Genomic DNA, 22071 nt, shown 5'->3' with positions numbered 1-22071 from the left:
CCCACCGCACTTGTACAAGTAAGAAGCGTCCGGGTTATAACTTCAAGATCGCAGATTATATGAGCCACCCGGGATCAGAGTTATGAAAAAGATCGCCATCATAGGCGCCGGAGTCGCTGGACTGACCGCACTTCAAACACTCAGTAAACATGGCTGCTCCGTCACTGTTTTCGATAAATCGAGAGGCTCAGGCGGGCGTCTTTCCAGTAAGAAATCCGGAGCATCCAGCTGGGATATGGGAGCCCAATTCATGCGCGCCCACACCGACGAGTTCAGAACGCAGCTAAAGATGTGGGAAGCGGATGGGTGGGTCGCCCATTGGGATGTCACACCGTGGGCAATTAACGGGACACAAAGAACCGCTTCACCTGACGATATAGACCGCTATGTAGGCATGCCACGGATGACGGGCCTGAGCCGTAAACTGCTGGAGGCGGCCGACGATTTCATTACCCAGACCCGCATCGTTGAAACGCAATTCAATAGCGATTCCGGTACATGGTCACTGACTGACGAAGATGGCACTGAGTTCGGACCATTCGATGAACTCATTATCAACACACCGCCACAACAGGCACTGCCTTTATTGCCAGCAGAGTCACAACTTAACGAACAAGTCAGCGGCGTTCATATGTTGCCGTGCTGGACTCTGTTACTTGGCTTCGAGAACTCTCTCGAATGCGCCTTTGACGCTGCGTTCGTTAAGTCCGGACCGATTTCATGGATAGCCAGAAACAACAGTAAACCCGGCCGCGACGCACGCGAGGCCTGGGTCATTCAGGCAAACCATGAGTGGAGTGAACGCAAAAAAGATGCACCGCGAGAGCAGGTTCAACAGGAGCTTGAAGAAGCGTTCGCTATCGCGACAGGCTGCACTGTAGCGGCCTCCGATATCTGGCTGCATCGTTGGCTCTACTCGCTACCTGCTAACTCGTCGGGGCTTGGCGCTCTGCGTGACGAAGCTCATAATCTGACTTTGTGCGGCGACTGGTGCCTCAAGCCCTCAATAGAAGGGGCATGGCTGAGTGGTCGCGCCGCCGCCAACATTCTCACAGGAACCCACCATGACTGACTCAAAGACAGCCACCCTGTTGCTCGCTCACGGCAGCAGCGATGCTAACTGGCTTGCGCCGTTCTCAAACCTTTTGACGAACATACGAAAGGGGCTCGAAGGTGAACGGGTCGAGCTCTCTTACATGGAGCTTGCTGAGCCCTCGATGGAAGGGCAGATCATCAAACTCGCCGAAGAAGGCTTCAACCACATTGATATTATGCCTTTGTTCTTTGCCGCTGGACGCCATCTGCGCAAAGACGTACCCGGTCAACTTGACGCCTTGCAGGTCACCCTCGCAGAACAAGGACACGAGGTGACTATTGAGTTACATCCTCCGGTCGGGCTTGAGCCTGAAGTCACTGATGCCCTGCGCAATATCGTGATACGGCAGGTCAATTCAGGGCGCTGACTTCATCGGCAAGCATTAAGTTATACAAAAATGGGATTTCTTGTACAATTTTTATTGACTTGTACAAGATACCCGTCGCAGAATGAACTTATACAAATAACCCTCAGGAGTTGTACATGGTTTATTCATCTGACAACAAAATCCCTGTAGGCATCAGTGCCTGTCTCACAGGCCAGGCCGTCCGGTTCAATGGCAGCCACAAGCGCTCCCGCTTCTGCACGGATGTCCTCAGCGACTATTTCAACCTACGCCCCATGTGCCCGGAAGTGGCCATTGGGATGGGCACCCCCCGTGAACCTATCCGCCTGGTCAGCGAATCCCCCTCGGATGAAAGCGTGCGCGCTGTAGGCGTCGATTCACCTGATATAGATGTAACAGATGATCTCAGGTCTGAGGCGGTCAAAGTCAGCGCTCTCAATCAGGATCTCTGTGGATTTATCTTTATGCAGAAAAGCCCCAGCTGTGGCGTTTTCGGTGTAAAGCGCTACCTCAAAAATGGTCACCCTGAAGGGAAAGCCTCAGGTATTTTCGCCAGTGAATTTGCGCGCCTGAACCCGCTCCTACCCATTGAAGAAGCCGGTCGGTTAAATGATGCAGCACTGCGAGAGAACTTTATGGTTCGGGTGTTTACCTATCGCGATTGGCAGCTTTTTACTCAAACCACTGTGACACCGGCCCGCCTGATCGACTTTCACTCTCGCTACAAGTACCTGATCATGGCGCACAGCACCGTGCACTATAAAGAGACTGGGCGTCTGCTCAGCGATCTTTCAGGGGATATCAATGGTATTGCCAGCGAGTACTTCGCACTTCTTATGACAGCACTGGCCAAGCCTGCCAGCCGCAAGACACATACCAATACTCTGATGCACCTGCAGGGGTACCTTAAAAATTTAATCAGTCCCGCAGACAAAGAAGAGCTGGCGCGGATTATTCTGGAATATCGTCGGGGCATTATTCCGCTCGTCGTTCCGCTGACCCTGCTTAAACACCACCTGAACCACCATCAGGAAGCGAATGCGTATGCACGACAGCAGGTTTACCTGAACCCCCACCCATATGAGCTGGGGCTGAGGAATACGCTGTGAATATGGCAGAGTGCGTCGGCTACCCGATACGAGAATTTGCGCGCCTGACCGGGGTGAACCCGGTCACGCTCAGAGCGTGGGAACGCCGCTACGGCATTATTCAACCATTGCGCACTGCCAAAGGGCATCGGTATTACACCGACGAACACGTCACTCAAGTTAAGTCGATTCTGTACTGGCTGGATCAGGGCTACCCGATACGGCAAGTAAAGCTGCTATTGAATGAGCCACCTGCGAATCCATCATCGCCTTCGGATGAATGGGAAGACCTCATAAGCCGCCAATTGGCCTCTGCGCGTGACCTGAACTCACGTGCCCTCGACGATGAATGGAGTAATGGTCTCGCCAGCTACCCCATGGCTGTTTATTACGAACGTTGCCTGTTGCCCGTTATTACGGAGCTACGCCAAGCCAGCAGCGACACTCTGATTCTGAACGCGTATACCCACTTACTGCAGCGCAAGCTCTCACAACTCATACAACTCCAGCAGAAGCATGCGGAAGGACCCGGTTTACTGATGTGTACCAATCACGAACAGGCTGAACTTCATCTTCTGGCAGCCTCTTACGCACTCGGAGCAGCCGGATTCCGACTGGAATACTTCGGAGTGCATCTGAATCCGGATGACGTTCGTATAGTGTCAGACATGCTGGATTTTTCCTGGGTCTGGGCACACGTTCACCCGACAGGTCATGACGAACAGGTGCTGTGGCAGAGTCTGTCGGAGAAATGCCGCATACCCGTTTACTTTTCGGGCGACATTCCCGATGACATTGATGAAGCACAGGCACTGCAACAACCCATGAGTAAGCAGATACAGACATTTATACAACACGCAGGAGGCCGCTCATGACACGCCTCATGTGGTTCAGAACTGACTTGCGGGTACTCGATAATCCGGCACTGATGCACAGCCGCCGGGATGATGAGGAGGCAACGCTGGCCATCTACTTCGTTACTGAAGCGCAATGGCAGCAGCATGACCTTGGTGAACGCAGAATCAATCTGATGAAGCAGGCCGCCTGCAACCTGCAGCAGTCACTTGATGAGTTGGGCATACCCCTTCTCATTCTGAAGAAGGATACATTTACCGAAGCCAAAGAGGCTCTTCAGCACCTCATCGAGACCTATGATATCTCTGAGCTGAATTACAACCTCGAATACGAAGTCAACGAGCGTCATCGTGATATTGAGCTGTGCCAGTGGTCTAAGGACAACGCTATCCAGATCAATAAGTTTCACGACCAGTGCATTGTCCCGCCGGGTGATCTGAAAACTCAGAATGGCGACCCTTACCGGGTCTACTCGCCCTTCCGTAAGGCGTGGTTACGTCTGCAGAAAGACTACATCAACGCACCGTCTTCAGCCCCTGGGCAGCAGGATATGCACACTATCTCCCACGACATCCGCGACCACTGGGCAGATAACAGCTGGTCCCCCGAGTTCACCGAGGACGCCCTCTGGGACCCAAGTGAAGACACTGCTCACGAGCAGCTAAAAGAATTTCTGGATAAAGACGGTCTGCAGTACCACGAGCAGCGTGATCTTCCAGAGTTGGATGCGACGAGCCGGCTTTCATTTTATCTCGCACTGGGCGTGCTATCGCCACGCCAGTGTATTTACACCGCCTGGCAACGAAACGGATGTTTACTCAGTGGCGGAGAGAATGGCCTCGATAGTTGGATTAATGAACTCGTCTGGCGCGAATTCTACCGCCACCTGATTGTGGCCTATCCTGAACTATGCAAGCACCGGGCATTCCGCTCGGATTATGAGAATGTGCCATGGCGCGACAGCGCCAGCGACTTCGAGCGTTGGTGCAAAGGAGAAACGGGCTACCCCATCGTTGATGCAGCGATGAAGCAACTGGTAGACCAGGGCTGGATGCACAATCGATTGCGTATGGTGACGGCCATGTTCCTTACCAAACACCTGCTGATCGACTGGCATAAGGGAGAGAAGTTTTTCAGCCAACACCTGGTGGATGCCGACCTTGCATCGAACAATGGGGGTTGGCAGTGGAGTGCGTCTACTGGAGCAGACGGAGCGCCTTACTTCCGGATATTCAATCCGGTGACGCAATCTGAACGGTTTGATGAGCAAGGGCACTTTATTGCTCGTTACCTGCCAGAGCTGAACGGCCTGTCGCCGAAAGCCCGGCACTTTCCGGATGACAAGGCCCGAAAAGCCTGTGGTTATCCTGAGGCAATCGTAGATCATAAAGCGGCGCGGCAACGTGCGCTGGATACATTCAAAAGCATGGAGAACTGAGGCAAACGCCCAGTGAGAACAGGTATGACGAGCATTCGTAAAAAATCCTGGTTACTGAACATCGCCCGCTGGTTCGACTCTTACGCTGGCAATGAAGCAGAAATGACCAGTACTCAATTCAACTGGGTGCGGGTGATTCCGTTTCTGTTACTTCACCTGGCGTGCTTTGCAGCACTCTGGACGGGAGTGAGCACGGTCGCACTGGCAACCTGCCTCGGACTTTTCTGGCTGAGGATGTTTGCGATTACGGCGTTCTACCACCGTTACTTCGCGCATCGCAGCTACAAAACCAACCGTTTCTGGCAATTTATATTTGCTCTGTTGGGGAATATGTCAGCGCAGCGGGGGCCTCTCTGGTGGGCTGCTCATCATCGTGCTCACCACCAGCACGCTGATACCGAACAGGATCTGCACTCACCCGTACAACGTGGCTTCTGGTGGAGCCACATGGGCTGGTTCACCTGCGATGCCAGTTTCAAAACTCAGCTGCACCGTATAAAAGACTTTGCACGCTTTCCGGAGCTTAAATTCCTGGATCGCTACGACAGCTTCGCCCCCCTACTGCTGATACTCATTCTGTTTGTTGCAGGCGAAATCATGGCGGCTTTCGCACCGGGCCTGAATACCAATGGCGCTCAGATGGTGGTCTGGGGATTCGTTATTTCAACCGTCATTCTCTTTCACTCCACGGTGACTATTAATTCGCTCGGTCATATCTGGGGCTCGCGTCGTTTTAAAACGAAAGACGACAGCCGTAACAATGGTGTACTCGCATTGCTGACGCTCGGCGAGGGCTGGCACAACAACCACCACCGCTGGGCCGTGTCTGCGCGACAGGGGTTCTATTGGTGGGAGATCGATATTACCTACATGATACTCAAAGCCATGAGCTGGGTCGGAATCGTACACAGTCTGAACCCTGTGCCTGCTCATGTTCTGAAGGAGGGGCGTAATGGACAACGCACGCACAACGAGTGATCCGGCGAATACAGAGCAGACAAATGACCCGAGAATAGGAGCCTTCTACAAGCTCTATCACACACTCAGCCCAGAAACAGCAGGCACTGAAAAATTAAGACGCTGCCTGGAACAGGTATACCACCCGGATATCGCGTTCAGTGATCCTATGCACCGGATAACCGGCATGGATGCACTCGAGAAATATTTCGAGGGGCTGTACGAAAATATCACCTATATCGACTTCCAGTTTCACAACGCCTGGGTTGAATCGGATACCGGTTCTGTTCACTGGACCATGCGCTATCGCCATCCGCGATTAAAGGCCGGTAAGCACGACATTAAGGTGGACGGAGTCACTCTTCTGCGCTGGGAAAATAATCTGGTCGTTCAGCACCAGGACATCTTCGACGCAGGTAGCCTCCTCTACGAACACCTCCCAGTCATTGGCTGGCTTATTCACAAATTGAAGGAGCGAATGGCATGACTCAGGCCCTCCCACTCAGTGAGCAGATTGTCTGGCTCACCGGAGCATCATCCGGGATCGGCGAAGCGCTGACGGACGAACTTGCACCGCGATGCAAAGCACTTTTCATCAGCGCCCGCTCAGAAGAGAAACTGCGTCCATTGGCCGAACGACACGCCAACGTGACTGTGATTACCGCAGACATTACTGATGAGAAAAGCCTCGGGGAAGCGGCCTCGGTCATTCATCAAAAGTACGGGTATCTGGACACCTTGATTGCGAACGCGGGTACCTGCGAGTACGTCGACGTTACTGATTTTGATACGGCACTGTTTCGCCGGGTTTTTGAAACCAACGTGATGGGCCTGGTCAATACCACAGCGGCAGCTCTACCCTTGTTGCAGAAGAGTCAGCGCGGTTACCTGGTCGGGGTTGGCAGCAGTGTTTCAATGCTGGCGATGCCGCGGGCGCAGGCCTATGGCGCGAGCAAAGCGGCAGTGGCTCATTTTCTTGAGAGTATGAAAGCCGACCTCAAAAGCATGGATATCGACGTGTCTCTGGTGAGTCCCGGATTTGTGAAAACACCACTGACAGACGTAAATGACTTCCCGATGCCGATGCGCATCAGTGCTGCACGAGCGGCGGAAGAGATTGTTAAAGGCGTCGAGAAACGTCAATGGCATATTCATTTCCCCAAAGGCTTCACCCGTATTCTCTGGTTTATCGGGCAACTGCCTGCTTTCTTACGTCACCGGATTACCGCTCAGATGTCACGCACTGACGAAGCGCTGCAAAAACAGGAATCAGATTCATGAAAAAACGCGTCGCGATTATTGGCTCAGGAGTCGCAGGACTTACCTGTGCGTGGCTATTGAGAGAAAAGTACGATGTCTCCCTCTTCGAGGCAAATGACTATGCCGGTGGCCACACGCAGACCACAGATGTTGAGGTGAACGGTACCACCTGGCCGGTAAATACAGGGTTTATCGTATACAACGACTGGACCTATCCGAATTTTATCCGCCTGATGGATTTACTCGGTGTAAAAAGTGAAGAGTCTGACATGAGCTTCAGCGTGAAGTGTGAACAGTCTGGTCTGGAGTACAACGGACACACACTGAATACACTCTTTGCGCAGCGCCGGAACATATTCAAGCCTGCATTCTGGGGCATGATCCGCGACATCCTTAAGTTCAATAAGGAAACTCGCGAAGAACTGGCCAACGACAGTGTTGATCAGACTGAAACCCTCGGCAGCTACCTTCAGCGAAAAGGATATGGCGAAGCCTTCAGAACAAAATACATCATTCCTATGGGAGCCGCGGTCTGGTCAGCCAGTGAAGAGATGATGATGCAGTTTCCGGTCTATTTCTTCCTTCGCTTCTTTAACAATCATGGCATGCTCAGTGTTGATGAGCGCCCTCAATGGCGAGTCATTTCCAACGGTTCACGCAGCTACGTTGCACGAATACTCGAAGACCTGCCTCAGGATCAGGTGCATCTGAATACACCCATTGACGGGGTCAGTCGCTCCAAGGATGGTGTCATCGTCAGCAGTCACCGGGGGCATGAGCACTTTGATGAAGTGATTTTTGCCTGCCACAGTGATCAGGCGCTGGGGATGTTGAAAGATGCGACCGACGACGAAAAAAATATCCTGGGTGCTATTCCTTACAAAATGAATGATGTGGTTCTGCACACCGATCACAAAATCCTGCCTCAGAGACGATTGGCGTGGGCGGCCTGGAACTACCATATCGGTGAACAAAGTCAGGATTCAGTTGCGGTAACCTACTACATGAACCGCCTACAGAATTTCGACGATGCACCGGTCGATTTCTGCGTCACCTTGAATAAAACCGAAGCCATTAATCCGGATAAAATTATCCGACAGTTCCGTTACGCGCATCCGGTATTCACTCTGGAGGGTATGGCTGCACAACAGAGACACAGCGAAATTAGTGGTAAAAACCACTCTCATTTTTGTGGTGCCTATTGGTTTAATGGCTTCCACGAAGACGGTGTCCGCAGTGCTTTACGCGTCACTGAAGCCTTAGGGGTGCCCCTGCCATGAGTGCAACCCAGAGTGCAATATTCACAGGCACCGTTCGCCATCGTCGTTTTCATCCGGTTCAGCATGCACTGAGTTACAGCGCCTTTATGGTTTGGCTGAACCTGGACGAAGCCAATGATGTTCTGCGCCGCTCGGCACTCTGGGGGCAATCGATCTTTTCTCTCGCACGCTTTCGCCGAGAAGATTACTTTGCACTTGCAGGGCTACCGCTTTCTTCAACCGCGGAGAATCTTAAACTGCATGTCTGCGAAGCATTCCGCCGGGAAACGGGTTTAGTACCTGACCAGATCTGTATGATGACCAACCTGCGTTACTTCGGATATCTGATCAACCCGGTCACGTTCTATTACGCATACGATGCTGATGGCCAACACCTCGGGATTCTCTCTGAGATCACCAACACACCGTGGGATGAAAAATTTCACTACACCCTTCTGAGTCGGCAAGCGACAGCGAATCAGGCCAGGCACACAGCTAACACCGACCATCAGCGCGGAATCACGCCAGAACATACTCAGCAGCATGCTGACGGACATCAACGCCACCGTTATCGCTTTAATAAAGTGTTTCATGTGTCGCCATTCAATCCGCTTGATATGACCTACATCTGGAGCATGCCAGAAGTAACAGATGAGTGCCTGATTCACATGCAAACGATGAATAAAGGCAGGCTCGACTTCGATGCGACCATGACCATGAATCGACATCCCATGACTTCGACGATGATGCGCAGAATTTTACTGCAGTACCCTCTGATGACGATGAAGGTTGTCTGGGGAATCTACAGCAATGCCTTACGCCTCTGGCTGAAGAAAAGCCCTTTTTATGATCATCCTGAAAATGATCCCGAGCAGGACCACAAAAAATCTATCGCCCCACGACAGGAGCACCTATGAAAACACTGACAGTCACTGCCGAAAATATGCCTTGGATGGATCGGTTCTGCCGCAACGGCCTGATCGATACACTCGAAAAACTTCACACAGGTTCTCTGGAAATTGTCGAGGGTGATAACACATTGCAGTTCGGCAAAGCCGGATCTGATATGCATTCACGTATTGAAATTCTGGACAGCGAGGCGTATCGAAGTATTGCCCTGAACGGCAGCGTAGGCGCTGGTGAATCCTACATGACAGGAGATTGGACCTGCTCTGATCTGCCTATGTTGATCAGAATCCTGTCGCGAAATAAGGATGTCGTGGACCAGATAGACAGCGGCCTTGCAAACCTAGGCAAGTTCGCCCTGAAATGGCTTCATTCTCTGAACCGCAATACAGAAAAAGGCTCACGACGTAATATCGCTGCACATTATGATCTGGGCAACGATATGTTCGAACTCTTCCTCGATCCCTCCATGATGTATTCCAGCGGTATATTTCCGAGTGAAGATGCGACCATGGAAGAAGCATCTGTTTATAAGCTTGATCGTATTTGTAAGAAACTAGACCTGCAGCCGACTGATCACCTTGTTGAAATAGGCACAGGCTGGGGAAGCATGGCCATCCACGCGGCCAAGCATTACGGTTGCAAGGTAACCACGACTACGATTTCTGAACAGCAGTACGCCTGGGCTGAAGAGAAGGTCAAAGCCGAAGGCCTTGAAGACAAGATCACCCTTCTCAAAAAAGATTATCGCGCGCTCGAAGGTGAATACGACAAGCTTGTCTCTATCGAAATGATTGAAGCGGTTGGTTGGGAATATTTAGACACCTACACGGCAACAATCAGCCGCCTGCTGAAGCCAGAAGGTATCGCCCTGATACAAGCGATCACCATTGAAGATCAACGGTACGAACAAGCTAAAAAAGACGTCGATTTTATTAAACGTTACATTTTTCCGGGCAGTTTTATTCCGTGCGTCACGGCCATCCAGAATTCGTTTACCCAATGCACTGATATGAAAATGTCGCACATGGAAGATATTACCCCACATTACGCTCGTACTCTGGATGCATGGCGGAAGCGCTTTCTTGCAAATAAGAAAGACATCATGGAAAAAGGTTACGGCGAAGACTTCATCCGCCTATGGGATTTCTACTTCGCCTACTGCGAGGGTGGATTTGCTGAGCGGGTTATTGGTGATGTTCACCTGATGTTCGCGAAACCACTGAATCGCAGTGAACCGGTGCTTGGTAATCTCTGATGTCTGCAACGCAGCTGAAGGTTATTAATGCGGTTGCATTCCAGCTTTGCTGGTTTGCCTGCGTGCTAGGAGGAAGCTTGTGGGCCCTCCCCGCTGTTCTGGCATTTATGATCTGGCACCGAAAAGTCGCAACAAAAGAAGAATGGCTGTTTATATCGGTACTCAGTCTCAGCGGGATTGCGCTAGACACACTCTGGTATCAGCTTGGCGTGTTCAGCTTCGATAACTACACCATGCCGGTGATCCCGGCCTGGCTCGCACTCTTATGGCTCGCCTTTTCAGCAACGCTGTTACATTCATTACATACGATATTTTCAAGGGCCTGGCTGATCGTTCCTCTGGCTGCTATCTCTGCGCCGGTCAGTTACTACGCTGGTCAGAAATTCGGAGCCCTTACCTTAGGCCCGGATGCCCTATGGATTATTTCAGCGTCGTGGGGAGGGCTGATGCTGGCCGCATACTTCGCTCACTCATCCAATATCATTCCTACATTTTCATCGCCTACAGAGAGAGAAAAGCCGTGATTAAGTATTTTACGACTGTCTTACTCATTCTTGTATCAAGCACGCTCATTGCCGAAGAATCGGTTCTTTCATATCGTGGAGATGCCTTTAGCATGGAGGGCGGCGAACTCTTGTATACCGAGTATCATCGTTTAACACTTAAGGACGGCAAGCCCCTCACTCGCGAGACTCGCTACCAGACATCGGATACCGAAGAATTCGCAAAAAAGCAGAATCAGTACAGTGATAACACGGCCACGCCTGATTTTAATCTCACTGACACACGTTATGGTTATTCTGAGGAGGTTACCTATGACGATGGTAAGTGGCGTGTCAGCTACAGCGAACCTGAGGAATCGGACAAAGGAACGCTAGGAAAACCGGACTACACGCCGGTGATTGATGCAGGCTTTGATGAGTTCGTGCGTTCTGTCTGGCCGAAGCTGCTAGATGAAGAAACCGTCCGGTTTTCATTTGCTGTGCCTTCGCGGCTGGAGTGGGTGAACTTTCGCCTGATTCCTCTGGAACGGGAGGATGGAAAGCTGACCGTCGAAATGCGTTTAAGCTCACGACTTCTGTCCTGGCTTCTTGACCCGGTTAAGCTGACCTACGACGAAGAAACTCAGCGACTACTGACCTATCGGGGCCTTACGAATATCAGAAATAAGGACGGCGAAGGCATCAAGGCTGAAATCCGATACACTTACCCGGATTAAACGACGATTTAAAGGAAAGTAAGATGCGTCCGTTTGCAGTTGTGCTGATCACTGTTCTCAGCTCTCAGGCCGTACAGCTTCATGCAGAAGTCACGTTGGATAAAGTGACGACAACCGGAGAAGAAGTCGAGTCTCCCCGCCCCACGACAGAAAAGCTGCTGAAAATTCCGGGCGCAGGCAATGATCCATTGCGAGCATTGGAAGCGCTTCCCGGAGTCGTCTTTGGCAATGGTCGTGAAGCCGCCCCCGCGGTGCGTGGCTCATCACCCGATGATAATGCCTACTACCTCGATTTTCTGCCCGTGGGCTATCTGTTTCATAACGATGGCTCCAGTATTATCAACGATGCATTGGTTGACGGTTTTGAGCTTTACCCTGCGGCCTTCGGCCCGGAGTTTAACAACGCCACGGGGGCTGTTATCACAGCCGACTCTCGCTCACCTTATTTTGATGATCAACAAACCATCGTTGACCTCAGTTTATTGCGTGCTGGGGTTTTGTTTGATGTTCCGGTCAACGAATCTAACGCCGCCTTCCTGAGTGCCCGCATGAGCCTGTTTCAGTATTACCTCGAAAATCTGGTCGACGACGAAGATTTTCAGTTTACTACCGTGCCTGAGTTCTACGATTATCAGGGGGCGTGGGAATACCGTCCGGACTCAGTCTCTGCGCTGCGCTTTCAGGCCATTGGCGCCAGAGATAAAGCGGGCTTTGATTTCCCTGAAGACTCCGACTTTGTACAACAAGACCCTGCACTCAGTGGTGGGCTCGAAGCAGAGCAGTATTTTAATAGTCAGGGGATTGTTTATGAGCGCTTCTTTTCTTCAGGCCTGAGTATGAAAACCGGCGTATCTCAGCTCGAAGAAAGCTTCGAGTTCAGCATCGGTCAGGGTAATTTCATCGACGCTAAGAGCAATCGCTACGGCGTGCGCTCACAATTCATTTACCCTATGTCGTTATCGCACGAGTTGCAATTTGGCGCTGAGTATTCCGAGCAGAACATCAACTACAAAGGTCGTTTTTCTGCACCTCCCTGTGATGAATTTTCAAGCGATTGTCGTCTCGTTACCGCAACTGAAGAGCTGACAGGTTCAGGAAATTTTGCAATTCGCGAATTCAACGCCAATCTGGCGGATCAATGGGACGTACTCCCGGGGTGGCAGGTGACACCGGGAGTACTTGCTTCCTATAACGAATTTACCGAAAACAGCTACCTTGAACCCCGACTGAACAGTCGCGTCCGTGTGGCACTGCCTTTGACCTGGACACTCGGATTTGGTGAATATCACGCATTGTCGGGTAACCCTGGCCAATACACGCCTGAGTTCGGAAACCCCGAGATCAATGAGACACGCTCGACTCACTACGAGACAGGACTTGAATATCAACTGAAAGACGGTCTGAACCTGACCTCTGAACTTTACTACAAAGACATCACAGATATTGTTGTGTCACGAGTACCGCAAAATAATTATCCGGGATTAACCACTGAGGAATACAACGCGCTTCCACGTTATACCAACGACGGTAGCGGGCAATCGTGGGGAATTGAAACGCTTCTGAATGCCGACTACAGCGACCGATGGTATGGCTGGGTATCACTGACCCTTTCCCGTACGGAGAGAAGTAATGATATTACCGGTGAAAACTTCCGCTATTCCTACGACAAGCCCATCGTAATAAACGCAGTAGGAAATTATCGATGGAATGACCGCTGGACCTTCGGACTTAAATGGCGCTACGAAAGCGGACAACTGGTGACGCCGCTGGATGGCGTTGAAGAAGACACTGAGACGCCCGGCCTGTTCAATCCGATCTACGGCGATCCATTTTCTGAGCGGCTTCCGGCCTACCACCGCCTGGACTTCAGAGCGGACCGCGCCTATCAGTTCAGTCGCTGGAGTATGGACCTCTATTTTGAGGTGATTAACCTCTATGCCCGGGAAAATGTCGTTGGTTACCGTTACCTCAATGCCGATTACAGTGAGCGAGAAGACGTTAATGACCTGCCTCCAATTGCTTCGTTTGGAGTCCGCATGGTCTTCTGATCCGGCAGACTGGATATAAAACGCGATCAATTGTCCCATATATCTTTTCAATTGATATTTTTAAAGCCATACTGTCCAAAGTTAAACATCAAGGAAACATGACCGCATGCAAATAGGTAAACGCGAAGAATTCGATCTTAACGAAATGGCTATCTTCGTCCATGTTGTTGAGGCGGGCAGTTTTACTGGCGCAGCGCGTCATCTGGGCCTCCCAAAATCGACGGTCAGCCGCAAGATCACGCAACTGGAAGAACGGCTTGGTGTGCGCCTGATCCAACGCACCACGCGCAGTCTGCGCCTTACCGACACAGGCAACGCATACTACAACCAGTGCGCACGTATCCTTGGTGAGATTGAAGAAGCAAACATCGCAGTTACGCGCATGCAGAGCACCCCAACGGGGACTCTTCGTATTACGGCACCTGTACTGTTTGGTTCCACAGTATTGTCTGGCCTGATCGCCGATTACTGTGATCAGCACCCTCAGGTGACTGTCGACATGGTATTGAGCGATCAGAAGCTTGATCTGGTTCAGGACGGTATTGATGTCGCTTTTCGCGTCGGTACCCTTGAGGACTCATCGCTCATTGGCAGACACCTTGGTGATGTGCGTTCCATTCTTTGTGTCAGCAGCGATTATGTGAAAAAGCACGGTGAACCAAAGCACCCGGATACTCTGGGGGAACATGAGTTGATGACACTGTCGCAGTGGCCAAGCTGGCAGTTGTGTGGCCCCTCGGGTCAGACTCACAGCCATAACGTCCACGCTCGCATTCAGGTGAACGATTTTGCCAGCCTTTACACTCTGGCACTATCGGGTGCTGGCATTGCTCCATTACCGACTCTGATTGCCGCCCCCGCGATACGTGCAGGCTCTCTCGTCCAGGTATTACCAGAATGGCCTTTCGAAGCCAGCCCGATTCATGCACTCTATCCGAGTAACCGACACCTTTCTGCGAAGGTACGCAGTTTCGTAGAATTCGTTATTGAATCTGTCCGTCCTACCCCACCATGGGAAGTCGGACACGACATTGCACGCACCGAATAATAAATACGAGGTTCAGGGATGAGATCAGGCATTCTCCGAAATACCACCGCGACAATCGCTATAACCGCAATCGCCGCCGTCGTGGCGGCATGCTCACCAGAGTCTGCTGAAACGGTTAAAGAGAAGCTACCGCTAAAAGAAGTCGTCTCTCCTGAAGAGCAAACGACATCACCAAAAGTTGCCCCAACCCGCTCTGCCGCTGAACTGGCGAGAGACCAGTACAGGCACCCCGCAGAAACACTGATGTTTTTTGACGTAGACCCTGATCATACCGTGGTTGAATTATGGCCCGGTGGTGGTTGGTATACCGCGATATTAGCGCCCTACCTCAAAAACAATGGACAGCTAATTGCTGCGCACTTCCCAGCCGATAGCGAAGTCGGCTTTTTCCAGAAGAGCCGCGCCGCGTTTAATAAGCGTTTTCTCCTTCAGCCTGAAATCTATGGCAACATATATGTGACTGAACTTGCACCACCGCAGAAGCTGACGATTGCAGAAGCCGGTGAGGCTGATCGCGTACTGACTTTCCGTAACGTGCATAACTGGATGCGTAATCGCCAGGAACAGGCTGTCTTCGATGAGGCCTTCCGCGTACTGAAACAGGGTGGAATTTTAGGCGTTGTAGAACATCGTGCTCCCGACTCATTTTCTCGCGAAAAGATGGTCGAAACAGGTTATGTTACTGAATCATACGTAACACAATTGGCCATCAATGCAGGCTTTGTTCCTGCAGGGCACTCAGAGATTAATGCTAACCCTAAAGATAGCCGTGATCACGCTCACGGAGTCTGGTCTCTGCCACCGACCTTGCGTGGTGGCGATGCAAACCGGGCTGAATTTCTGGCGATTGGTGAAAGTGATCGCATGACACTCAAATTCAGAAAGCCCTGAGCCTGAAACAAATTAACTCAGAGCTCTGTGCCATCCATACCGATCATGGTCGTCCAGTGTTTGTTCTCATGATCGGTATCTACGCGTAACCGTAGCATCCCTGCGTAGGGAATTCCTAGTCGATTCATCGCCTCTGGCGCCAGTGACAACAAGTGCTGAGCCAGTACTCTCATTACGCCCCCATGGGTAACAATCAATGTATGCTGACCGGCATGCTGTTCAAGAATATGCGCCCAACCGTCCAGCACCCGCGCCTGTAATTGCCCTACCGGCTCTCCTTGCGGTGCACAGAAGTTCATCGGATCTTCCCAGAGCTGGCGAACATGGGTCTGTTCGGCTGACATGACCTGTTTAATGGGAACATTTTCCCAGGCACCGTAATCAATCTCGGCCCAGCGCTCGTCGATATGCAAAGGCAAACCGGATTGACCGGCCACCCGCTCTGCGCTTTCACTGCAACGGCTCAGCGGAGAAGACACAACACGCTGCCAGTCTCCCGGGTTACGCTCCAGTCTTTGTTGAAACTGTCGACGACCATTATCAGTCAGCCGATGATCTGTCCGCCCACGAAATACCTCGCCCCCCTCGGGCTCTCCATGGCGAATAACGTCAAGGAACGTGACTATACTGCTCATTCTTTATCGGGCTCCGGCGAAGAGGCTTTCAGTGTCTAAACTTAGATCGACATGGTAACAAATTTACCCTAATCATCTTCAGGAGTATGAACATGAGCGCGCAATCATTTGCAGAAATGCGTATGGAGCCACGCTGGCAACTGAAAAGCACCGTCAGCGTGTTCCAAAAAGGAGGCAACGACTGCCTTGGCTTACTGGTTAACTGGTCCAGAAGCGGCTTAATGATATCCAGCTACCAGGCCTTACAAGAAGGCGAAACACTCGATGTCGATCTCGTTGATATCCTGCAGGACAACGACCGTCGTACGGCCCCTTGCCGAATTGAAATAGTCTGGAGCCGACAGCTGAACCCGAGCCTCTACGGAAGCGGTTGTCGCCTGGTCGAAGGGTCCGCAATGTTCGACGCAATGATGCAGGACTATTGCGACGAGTGAGCAGCATCGTACACTGTCCTGACATTCTTATTCGACAGGACAGCCATGCTGCAGTTTGGCATAGACCTCGGTGGTACTAAGACAGAAATCATCGCTCTGGATCAGAGCGGTCAGGAACTCCTGCGCCGCCGCAGCCCGACCCCCCGCGAAAGCTACGATGCAATTCTCAGCAATATTCTGAGTCTGGTGAACGACGCCGCGTCTGAACTGGCCCAGCCATACACGCTCGGGCTGGGCATTCCCGGCGCACTCTCCTATCAGACCGGATTGGTGAAAAACGCGAATACCACCTGCCTGATCGGCAAAGACCTGAAGGGTGACTTACAACGCGCCCTCGGCCAACCTGTTGTTATCGCCAATGATGCCGATTGCCTTGCCCTGTCAGAAGCTACCGATGGCGCCGGAGCGGGCTTTCACTCTGTATTTGCAGTGATCGTTGGCACAGGATGCGGTGGAGGCTGGGTCGTCAGGGGGAACCTGGTATCCGGGCCAAACGCCATTGCGGGAGAATGGGGTCATAACCCACTGCCATGGCGCGAAGATTCAGATGCGGTGCTGAACTGCTACTGCGGTTTATCCGGCTGTCAGGAGACAATCCTCTCCGGCACTGGCATTCGCTTACAAGCCAGAGAAGAAACGGGCAAAGACCAGGCCGCAGAAATCTGGGTAGCTGCCGCGGAGGCCGGCGACGAAGAAGCTCAGGGCGTCCTGTTCAGACACCACAGACGACTGGCGAAAGCGCTCGCCGCGGTGATTAACCTGATGGACCCACACGTGATCGTGCTGGGCGGAGGGGTCTCGAATATTGCCAGCGTATACGACGTGGTACCGCAGCTTTGGCAGGAGTGGGTCTTCTCTGATTCGGTGGTGACACCTCTGAAGAAATCGATTCACGGTGACTCCAGCGGAGTACGTGGTGCCGCCTGGCTGGGTGCTCAGGCGGCACAATCAAGTACAGGCTAACCGGCTAAGCGGCTGTTAACAGGCCGTTGAAACACGTTTTCGAGGCAGTCAGTGCAAGGCAAAAACAGGCGAAAAGCGGAGTTTATAAGTCATAAATGAGCATTATGAGCCTGTTTTTAACGAAGCAATGACAACGCAGATAGTTTTTCAGCAGCCTGTTAGAGCAGATACCCGCCCACAGTCGCGGCGCCAATAATAACCATCCACACCGACAATGAGCGGATGTGCAGGCGCTGCCAGCGATCAAGTTCGGCAGCGGCTTCTTCGGCATTCTCATCGACAGGGGATGACATCTGAACGGACTGCCCGGCCAATGATTCATTGGCAACCCGATAAAGAACATCGGCACTATTTGCTGTGCGATCCCAAAGGTAAGAATGCAGCACGGGAAATGCTCGCAGAAAGTCTCCGGCGAGCGCATAAGTCAGCCCCAATAAACGAACGGGAATCCACTCAATCCAGTGCAGGTAACGCCAGCCTTGCGCATCACAGTGTGTTGCACGTGCGTATTGAAGAGAAAACCACGCCAGCAGAATCCCTGCAATATCGGCAACCATATACCAGAACACCATAAGGAAAAAGAACTCAAACCAGCGGTGCAGAAGTGCCCGGATAACCTGGTGATTCATGGTGGTCAGGTCATCGGTGACCCTCACCTCGGGCACAGCAAGATACTGGTCAGCGCAATGGTAGGCCCCTTGTGTATCGCCCTTTTTTAAGTCACTGCGATAGGCTTCGAGATGCTTGCCGATGCTGATATGCGATAGCACGTAGAGCAGGACAAGAATCTTTAGTAACACACTCAGCAAACCAAAGGCATAAGGGTCAGCCAGCAACATCGCCGCCGTAATCGTGACAACCGGCAGAACCACGACAACCGAGTACCTGAAATGGCGATGCCAGCTCATAAAGCGCGGCAGTTTTTCTACCTGCTTCAGCCACCAGGCGAAGGTGCGGCTACTGGTGCTGCGATGGGGTAAAGGGAAACGTTGCTGCCATAACAAAACGACAAAAAGAACGAGAAACTTCATTTTTTCTCCTCAGGGCGACCGTCAGCCGTGACGAGCAAGGCACGGTAACGCGTCCAGTCAAAGGCAGGCCCCGGATCTGTCTTCCTGCCAGGGGCAATATCTTCATGCCCGGTTATCCGTTCATCGGTTATTTTGCGGTAATGCTGCCTGATACACTCAGTCACTACCGCGAGCTGTTGATACTGGGCGTCGGTATAGGGTTCAGTATCGGTTCCTTCCAGCTCTATACCTATAGAATAGTCGTTGCAGTTATCGCGGCCACAAAATTGCGACTGCCCCGCATGCCAGGCACGATCATTCAGACTCACAAACTGAGAAACTGCCCCGTCACGCTCGATAAACAGATGACTCGAGACCTGCAAGTCTGCAATGGTCTCAAAATACGGATGTTGCGCCGTATCAAGTTGATTGCAAAAAAAGCGCTGCACGCAACCACTGCCGTACTGGCCCGGAGGCAAACTGATGTTGTGAATCACCAGCAGAGAGATATCGTCAGTGTCCGGGCGGGGTCCAAAATTCGGGGACGGAATCCACAAGGCGGTATCCAGGCGGCCATTCGTAATATTCATTATTTTCCAAAGCAATCAATGTTGTTCCTCAGGCCTTCAAGTTTGGCATAAACACAGCAGGCCGATATAGTCCGAAGACCAGCGAATATGACAGGAAGATAAAATGGAGTTTCTGAATACTCTCAACGGCATTGTCTGGGGCTGGCCAATGCTGGCTCTGATTGCTCTGACAGGTCTTTTTCTCACCATCGGCCTGAGGGCCTACCCTATCCGGCATTTGAAAACCGGGTTTGTAGAATTATGGCAAGGCCGCCACAAACACGGTGAAGGAGAGATTTCTGGTTTTAATGCCCTGATGACCTCGCTGTCAGCAACCATCGGCACAGGCAACATAGCGGGGGTCGCGACGGCTGTCGCTATGGGTGGCCCCGGCGCCATATTCTGGATGTGGATCATCGCTCTTGTCGGGATGGCTACTAAATATTCAGAAGCCGTACTCGCGGTTCGCTTTCGCGAAAAAAACGAAAAAGGCCATTTTGTCGGTGGCCCCATGTACTACATCCGCAACGGCCTTGGCCCTAAGTTCAAATGGCTGGCTGTCGCCTTTGCTTTCTTTGGTATGCTTGCAGGGTTTGGTATTGGTAACGGTGTGCAAGCGAACTCGGTGGCCGACGCCATGTCGCATATTTCACCGGACGGCACTGGAATTCCTGAGTGGTTAACCGGCCTGGTGGTTGCTGCTCTGGTTGGCCTGGTCCTTATTGGTGGAATCCGCAGAATTTCAGATGTTGCCGGCAAGCTGGTTCCCTTTATGGCGATTACCTATGTGATTGCTGGCGTCGTATTGTTGGTGATCTACGCCAATGAAATTCCGGCAGCCATCGAATTAATTGTCACGCACGCCTTCACTCCGATCTCTGCTGCTGGAGGCTTTGCCGGTGCAACCGTCTGGGCTGCAATCCGCTTTGGCGTCGCTCGCGGGGTCTTCTCAAACGAAGCGGGTCTCGGTAGCGCTCCTATTGCACACGCGACAGCAACCACAGACAGCCCCGTCCGTCAGGGGACGATCGCCATGCTGGGTACCTTTATAGACACTATTGTGATCTGCACTATTACCGGTCTGGTGATCGTTGCCTCTGGCGCGTGGCAAACCGGTGCTTCGGGGGCCAGCCTGACCGCATCGGCTTTTGATGCGGGTCTCCCGGTGGTTGGTCAATACATTGTCACGCTGGGGCTGGCTGTATTTGCTTTCACCACTATTATCGGCTGGTCATTTTATGGTGAACGCTGCACGGAATACCTATTTGGTATCAAAGCCGTGCCGGTATTCCGGCTTGTCTGGGTTGCCGCAATCCCGATTGGCGCAACACAGGAACTGAATGTCGCTTGGCTCATCGCAGATACTCTGAACGCCATGATGGCTCTGCCAAACCTCGTTGCACTGATTCTGCTCAGCCCGGTCGTGTTCAGTCTTACCCGCGAATATCTCCAGAATGGCTCAGGGAAAGACCCTAAGAGTGGTTCGAAGAAAGCCAGCTGAGCGGTATCAGTCAGGGCGCGACTTCGTGTAGAATCGCGCCCTCATGATAGGAACCCACTCATAGAACGAAGCCTCTGCCATGGACCTCACCCAGCATCAGACAGACATCCGCAATGCAGTTACCCGCGCCATTGAAGAAGACATTGGCACTGGTGACATTACAGCGCAATTAATACCTGCGGAGCAGACGAGCCATGCACGTATTATCTCTCGCGAACGCGCAGTCATTGCCGGACAAGCCTGGGTAACGGAAGTCTTCAGGCAAGTAGATCCAACAGTAGAAGTCGATTGGAAGGTGAAAGATGGCAACCTGGTCGAAGCTGACCAGGTACTGTTTGAGCTGAAAGGCTCATCACGCTCACTGCTGAGCGGCGAGCGCTGCGCTTTAAACTTCCTGCAGACCCTTTCAGGTACCGCGACGCTTTGCGAGCACTACGCCTCTCTGGTTGAGGGTACGGGTGTAAAACTACTGGATACCCGTAAAACCATCCCAGGCCTTCGTATCGCACAGAAGTATGCGGTGTCCGTTGGCGGATGCTTCAATCACCGCATCGGCCTTTATGATGCTTTTCTGATTAAAGAAAACCACATCATGGCAGCCGGTAGCATTTCAGACGCTGTACGTCAGGCCCATGGCATTGCACCGGGCAAACCGGTCGAAGTCGAAGTTGAAACCATGACGCAACTGGAAGAAGCGATCGACGCTGGCGTCGACATCATCATGCTGGATAACTTCAGCCCTGCCGATATGAAGGTCGCTGTCGCGTTCACGCGAGAAAAAAGCGCAGGCAATATCAAACTCGAGGCCTCAGGTGGTATTACCAAAGACACTTTGCGCCATTATGCAGAAACAGGCGTAGATTATATTTCTATCGGTGCACTCACTAAAGACTGCAAGGCGATTGACCTGTCGATGAGGATGGTTGGCTAAGCCATTAAGCCTCTGTCATTTTGCGCCGCATCTCCCGAAAATGCCCACCAGAGTGACGATAATTGTCACTCTTTGCCAACTTTTTGCGCGTTTTTCGAACAGATATTTTTATGACGCCAAAAAATGTGACTTAAGCCCGGAAACAGGGCTTGCTGGTCTCAGAGAAGCTTGGCAAACTCCATCCCACAGTCATGATTAATGACAGGTAAGACCGCCGGAAGGACCACACAACAAACGGGCCAGAAAGCAGTCACCCAATAACAAATCTCGAAAGAGAGTGGAGAAGCCCTATGAAAAACATGAAAGCACAACAAGGTTTTACCCTTATTGAATTGATGATCGTTGTTGCGATCATCGGT

At 51.9% G+C, this 22071-nt stretch carries 24 protein-coding genes; 21 read left to right on the top strand and 3 right to left on the bottom strand.

All coding sequences use genetic code 11. The annotated features are described in order from the left end of the window. The first annotated feature begins 82 nt into the window (after nt 1-82). From B2R29_RS07660 to B2R29_RS07585, 16 genes are all read left to right on the top strand, one after another. On the top strand, nt 83-1072 hold the full coding sequence (locus B2R29_RS07660) for an NAD(P)/FAD-dependent oxidoreductase (protein ID WP_301180501.1): 990 nt from the start codon (nt 83-85) through the stop codon (nt 1070-1072). Continuing rightward, a complete protein-coding gene (locus tag B2R29_RS07655; RefSeq protein ID WP_301180500.1) occupies nt 1065-1463 on the top strand; it encodes a sirohydrochlorin chelatase in 399 nt (132 codons plus the stop codon). Before B2R29_RS07660 ends, B2R29_RS07655 begins: the two co-directional genes overlap by 8 nt. A 116-nt stretch (nt 1464-1579) precedes the next feature. Beyond that, nucleotides 1580-2551: a YbgA family protein gene (locus tag B2R29_RS07650; RefSeq protein ID WP_301180499.1), complete on the top strand. Its 972-nt coding sequence runs from the start codon at nt 1580-1582 to the stop codon at nt 2549-2551. 2 nt (nt 2552-2553) lie between these two features. Next, on the top strand, nt 2554-3405 hold the full coding sequence (locus B2R29_RS07645) for a MerR family transcriptional regulator (RefSeq protein WP_301180498.1): 852 nt from the start codon (nt 2554-2556) through the stop codon (nt 3403-3405). Next, complete coding sequence (gene phrB, locus B2R29_RS07640) at nt 3402-4823, top strand: deoxyribodipyrimidine photo-lyase (RefSeq protein ID WP_301180497.1); 1422 nt, start codon at nt 3402-3404, stop codon at nt 4821-4823. The genes B2R29_RS07645 and phrB overlap by 4 nt, the downstream gene beginning before the upstream one ends. Nucleotides 4824-4847: 24 nt before the next feature. Beyond that, nucleotides 4848-5801, top strand: a complete 954-nt coding sequence (locus B2R29_RS07635; RefSeq protein WP_301180496.1) for an acyl-CoA desaturase — start codon at nt 4848-4850, stop codon at nt 5799-5801. Then, the gene (locus B2R29_RS07630) at nt 5776-6267 is read left to right on the top strand and encodes a nuclear transport factor 2 family protein (protein ID WP_301180495.1); all 492 of its coding nucleotides are present in this window, start codon (nt 5776-5778) and stop codon (nt 6265-6267) included. Before B2R29_RS07635 ends, B2R29_RS07630 begins: the two co-directional genes overlap by 26 nt. Further along, entirely contained in the window at nt 6264-7061 is a 798-nt protein-coding gene (locus B2R29_RS07625) for an SDR family NAD(P)-dependent oxidoreductase (RefSeq protein ID WP_301180494.1), read from the top strand. The genes B2R29_RS07630 and B2R29_RS07625 overlap by 4 nt, the downstream gene beginning before the upstream one ends. Next, nucleotides 7058-8320 (top strand): NAD(P)/FAD-dependent oxidoreductase, encoded by a 1263-nt coding sequence (locus B2R29_RS07620; RefSeq protein ID WP_301180493.1) that lies wholly within the window; start codon nt 7058-7060, stop codon nt 8318-8320. The genes B2R29_RS07625 and B2R29_RS07620 overlap by 4 nt, the downstream gene beginning before the upstream one ends. Next, on the top strand, nt 8317-9216 hold the full coding sequence (locus B2R29_RS07615) for a DUF1365 domain-containing protein (protein ID WP_301180492.1): 900 nt from the start codon (nt 8317-8319) through the stop codon (nt 9214-9216). Before B2R29_RS07620 ends, B2R29_RS07615 begins: the two co-directional genes overlap by 4 nt. Beyond that, nucleotides 9213-10463 carry an SAM-dependent methyltransferase gene (locus tag B2R29_RS07610; RefSeq protein WP_301180491.1) on the top strand — a complete coding sequence of 417 codons (1251 nt, stop codon included), beginning with the start codon at nt 9213-9215 and terminating at the stop codon, nt 10461-10463. Before B2R29_RS07615 ends, B2R29_RS07610 begins: the two co-directional genes overlap by 4 nt. Beyond that, entirely contained in the window at nt 10463-10987 is a 525-nt protein-coding gene (locus B2R29_RS07605) for a DUF2878 domain-containing protein (RefSeq protein ID WP_301180490.1), read from the top strand. Before B2R29_RS07610 ends, B2R29_RS07605 begins: the two co-directional genes overlap by 1 nt. Next, nucleotides 10984-11682, top strand: coding sequence for a hypothetical protein (locus B2R29_RS07600; RefSeq protein WP_301180489.1), 699 nt, complete (start codon nt 10984-10986; stop codon nt 11680-11682). The genes B2R29_RS07605 and B2R29_RS07600 overlap by 4 nt, the downstream gene beginning before the upstream one ends. Nucleotides 11683-11705: 23 nt before the next feature. Beyond that, on the top strand, nt 11706-13730 hold the full coding sequence (locus B2R29_RS07595; RefSeq protein ID WP_301180488.1) for a TonB-dependent receptor plug domain-containing protein: 2025 nt from the start codon (nt 11706-11708) through the stop codon (nt 13728-13730). A gap of 106 nt (nt 13731-13836) precedes the next feature. Then, a complete protein-coding gene (locus B2R29_RS07590; protein ID WP_300428667.1) occupies nt 13837-14778 on the top strand; it encodes a LysR family transcriptional regulator in 942 nt (313 codons plus the stop codon). A gap of 18 nt (nt 14779-14796) precedes the next feature. Further along, nucleotides 14797-15669: a class I SAM-dependent methyltransferase gene (locus B2R29_RS07585; protein WP_301180487.1), complete on the top strand. Its 873-nt coding sequence runs from the start codon at nt 14797-14799 to the stop codon at nt 15667-15669. Between the two features lie 17 nt (nt 15670-15686). Here the strand turns inward: B2R29_RS07585 and B2R29_RS07580 are convergent, their stop codons facing one another. After that, on the bottom strand, nt 15687-16304 hold the full coding sequence (locus B2R29_RS07580) for a histidine phosphatase family protein (RefSeq protein WP_301180486.1): 618 nt from the start codon (nt 16302-16304) through the stop codon (nt 15687-15689). 92 nt (nt 16305-16396) lie between these two features. Between B2R29_RS07580 and B2R29_RS07575 the strand changes: the two genes are divergently transcribed. Then, nucleotides 16397-16738 carry a PilZ domain-containing protein gene (locus B2R29_RS07575; RefSeq protein WP_301180485.1) on the top strand — a complete coding sequence of 114 codons (342 nt, stop codon included), beginning with the start codon at nt 16397-16399 and terminating at the stop codon, nt 16736-16738. A 45-nt stretch (nt 16739-16783) separates the two neighbouring features. After that, nucleotides 16784-17701 carry an ROK family protein gene (locus B2R29_RS07570; RefSeq protein ID WP_301180484.1) on the top strand — a complete coding sequence of 306 codons (918 nt, stop codon included), beginning with the start codon at nt 16784-16786 and terminating at the stop codon, nt 17699-17701. A 158-nt stretch (nt 17702-17859) separates the two neighbouring features. On the opposite strand, the gene ampE is transcribed toward B2R29_RS07570, so the two are convergent. Further along, nucleotides 17860-18732, bottom strand: a complete 873-nt coding sequence (gene ampE / locus B2R29_RS07565; RefSeq protein WP_301180483.1) for a regulatory signaling modulator protein AmpE — start codon at nt 18730-18732, stop codon at nt 17860-17862. Beyond that, complete coding sequence (gene ampD / locus B2R29_RS07560) at nt 18729-19301, bottom strand: 1,6-anhydro-N-acetylmuramyl-L-alanine amidase AmpD (RefSeq protein ID WP_301180482.1); 573 nt, start codon at nt 19299-19301, stop codon at nt 18729-18731. The genes ampE and ampD overlap by 4 nt, the downstream gene beginning before the upstream one ends. Before the next feature lie 103 nt (nt 19302-19404). Here ampD and B2R29_RS07555 point away from each other — a divergent pair, with 103 nt between their 5' ends. From B2R29_RS07555 to B2R29_RS16950, 3 genes are all read left to right on the top strand, one after another. Further along, entirely contained in the window at nt 19405-20781 is a 1377-nt protein-coding gene (locus B2R29_RS07555; protein WP_301180481.1) for an alanine/glycine:cation symporter family protein, read from the top strand. A gap of 79 nt (nt 20782-20860) precedes the next feature. Continuing rightward, nucleotides 20861-21712, top strand: coding sequence for a carboxylating nicotinate-nucleotide diphosphorylase (nadC, locus tag B2R29_RS07550; protein WP_301180480.1), 852 nt, complete (start codon nt 20861-20863; stop codon nt 21710-21712). Nucleotides 21713-22002: 290 nt separating this feature from the next. Then, nucleotides 22003-22071: type IV pilin protein (locus tag B2R29_RS16950; protein ID WP_414716607.1), on the top strand; the 69-nt coding region annotated here is incomplete at its 3' end.

The organism is Thalassolituus sp. UBA3500, assembly GCF_002377545.1.
Classification (GTDB): Bacteria; Pseudomonadota; Gammaproteobacteria; order Pseudomonadales; family Oceanobacteraceae; genus Thalassolituus.
This window is presented reverse-complemented; position numbering and strand designations above follow the sequence as displayed.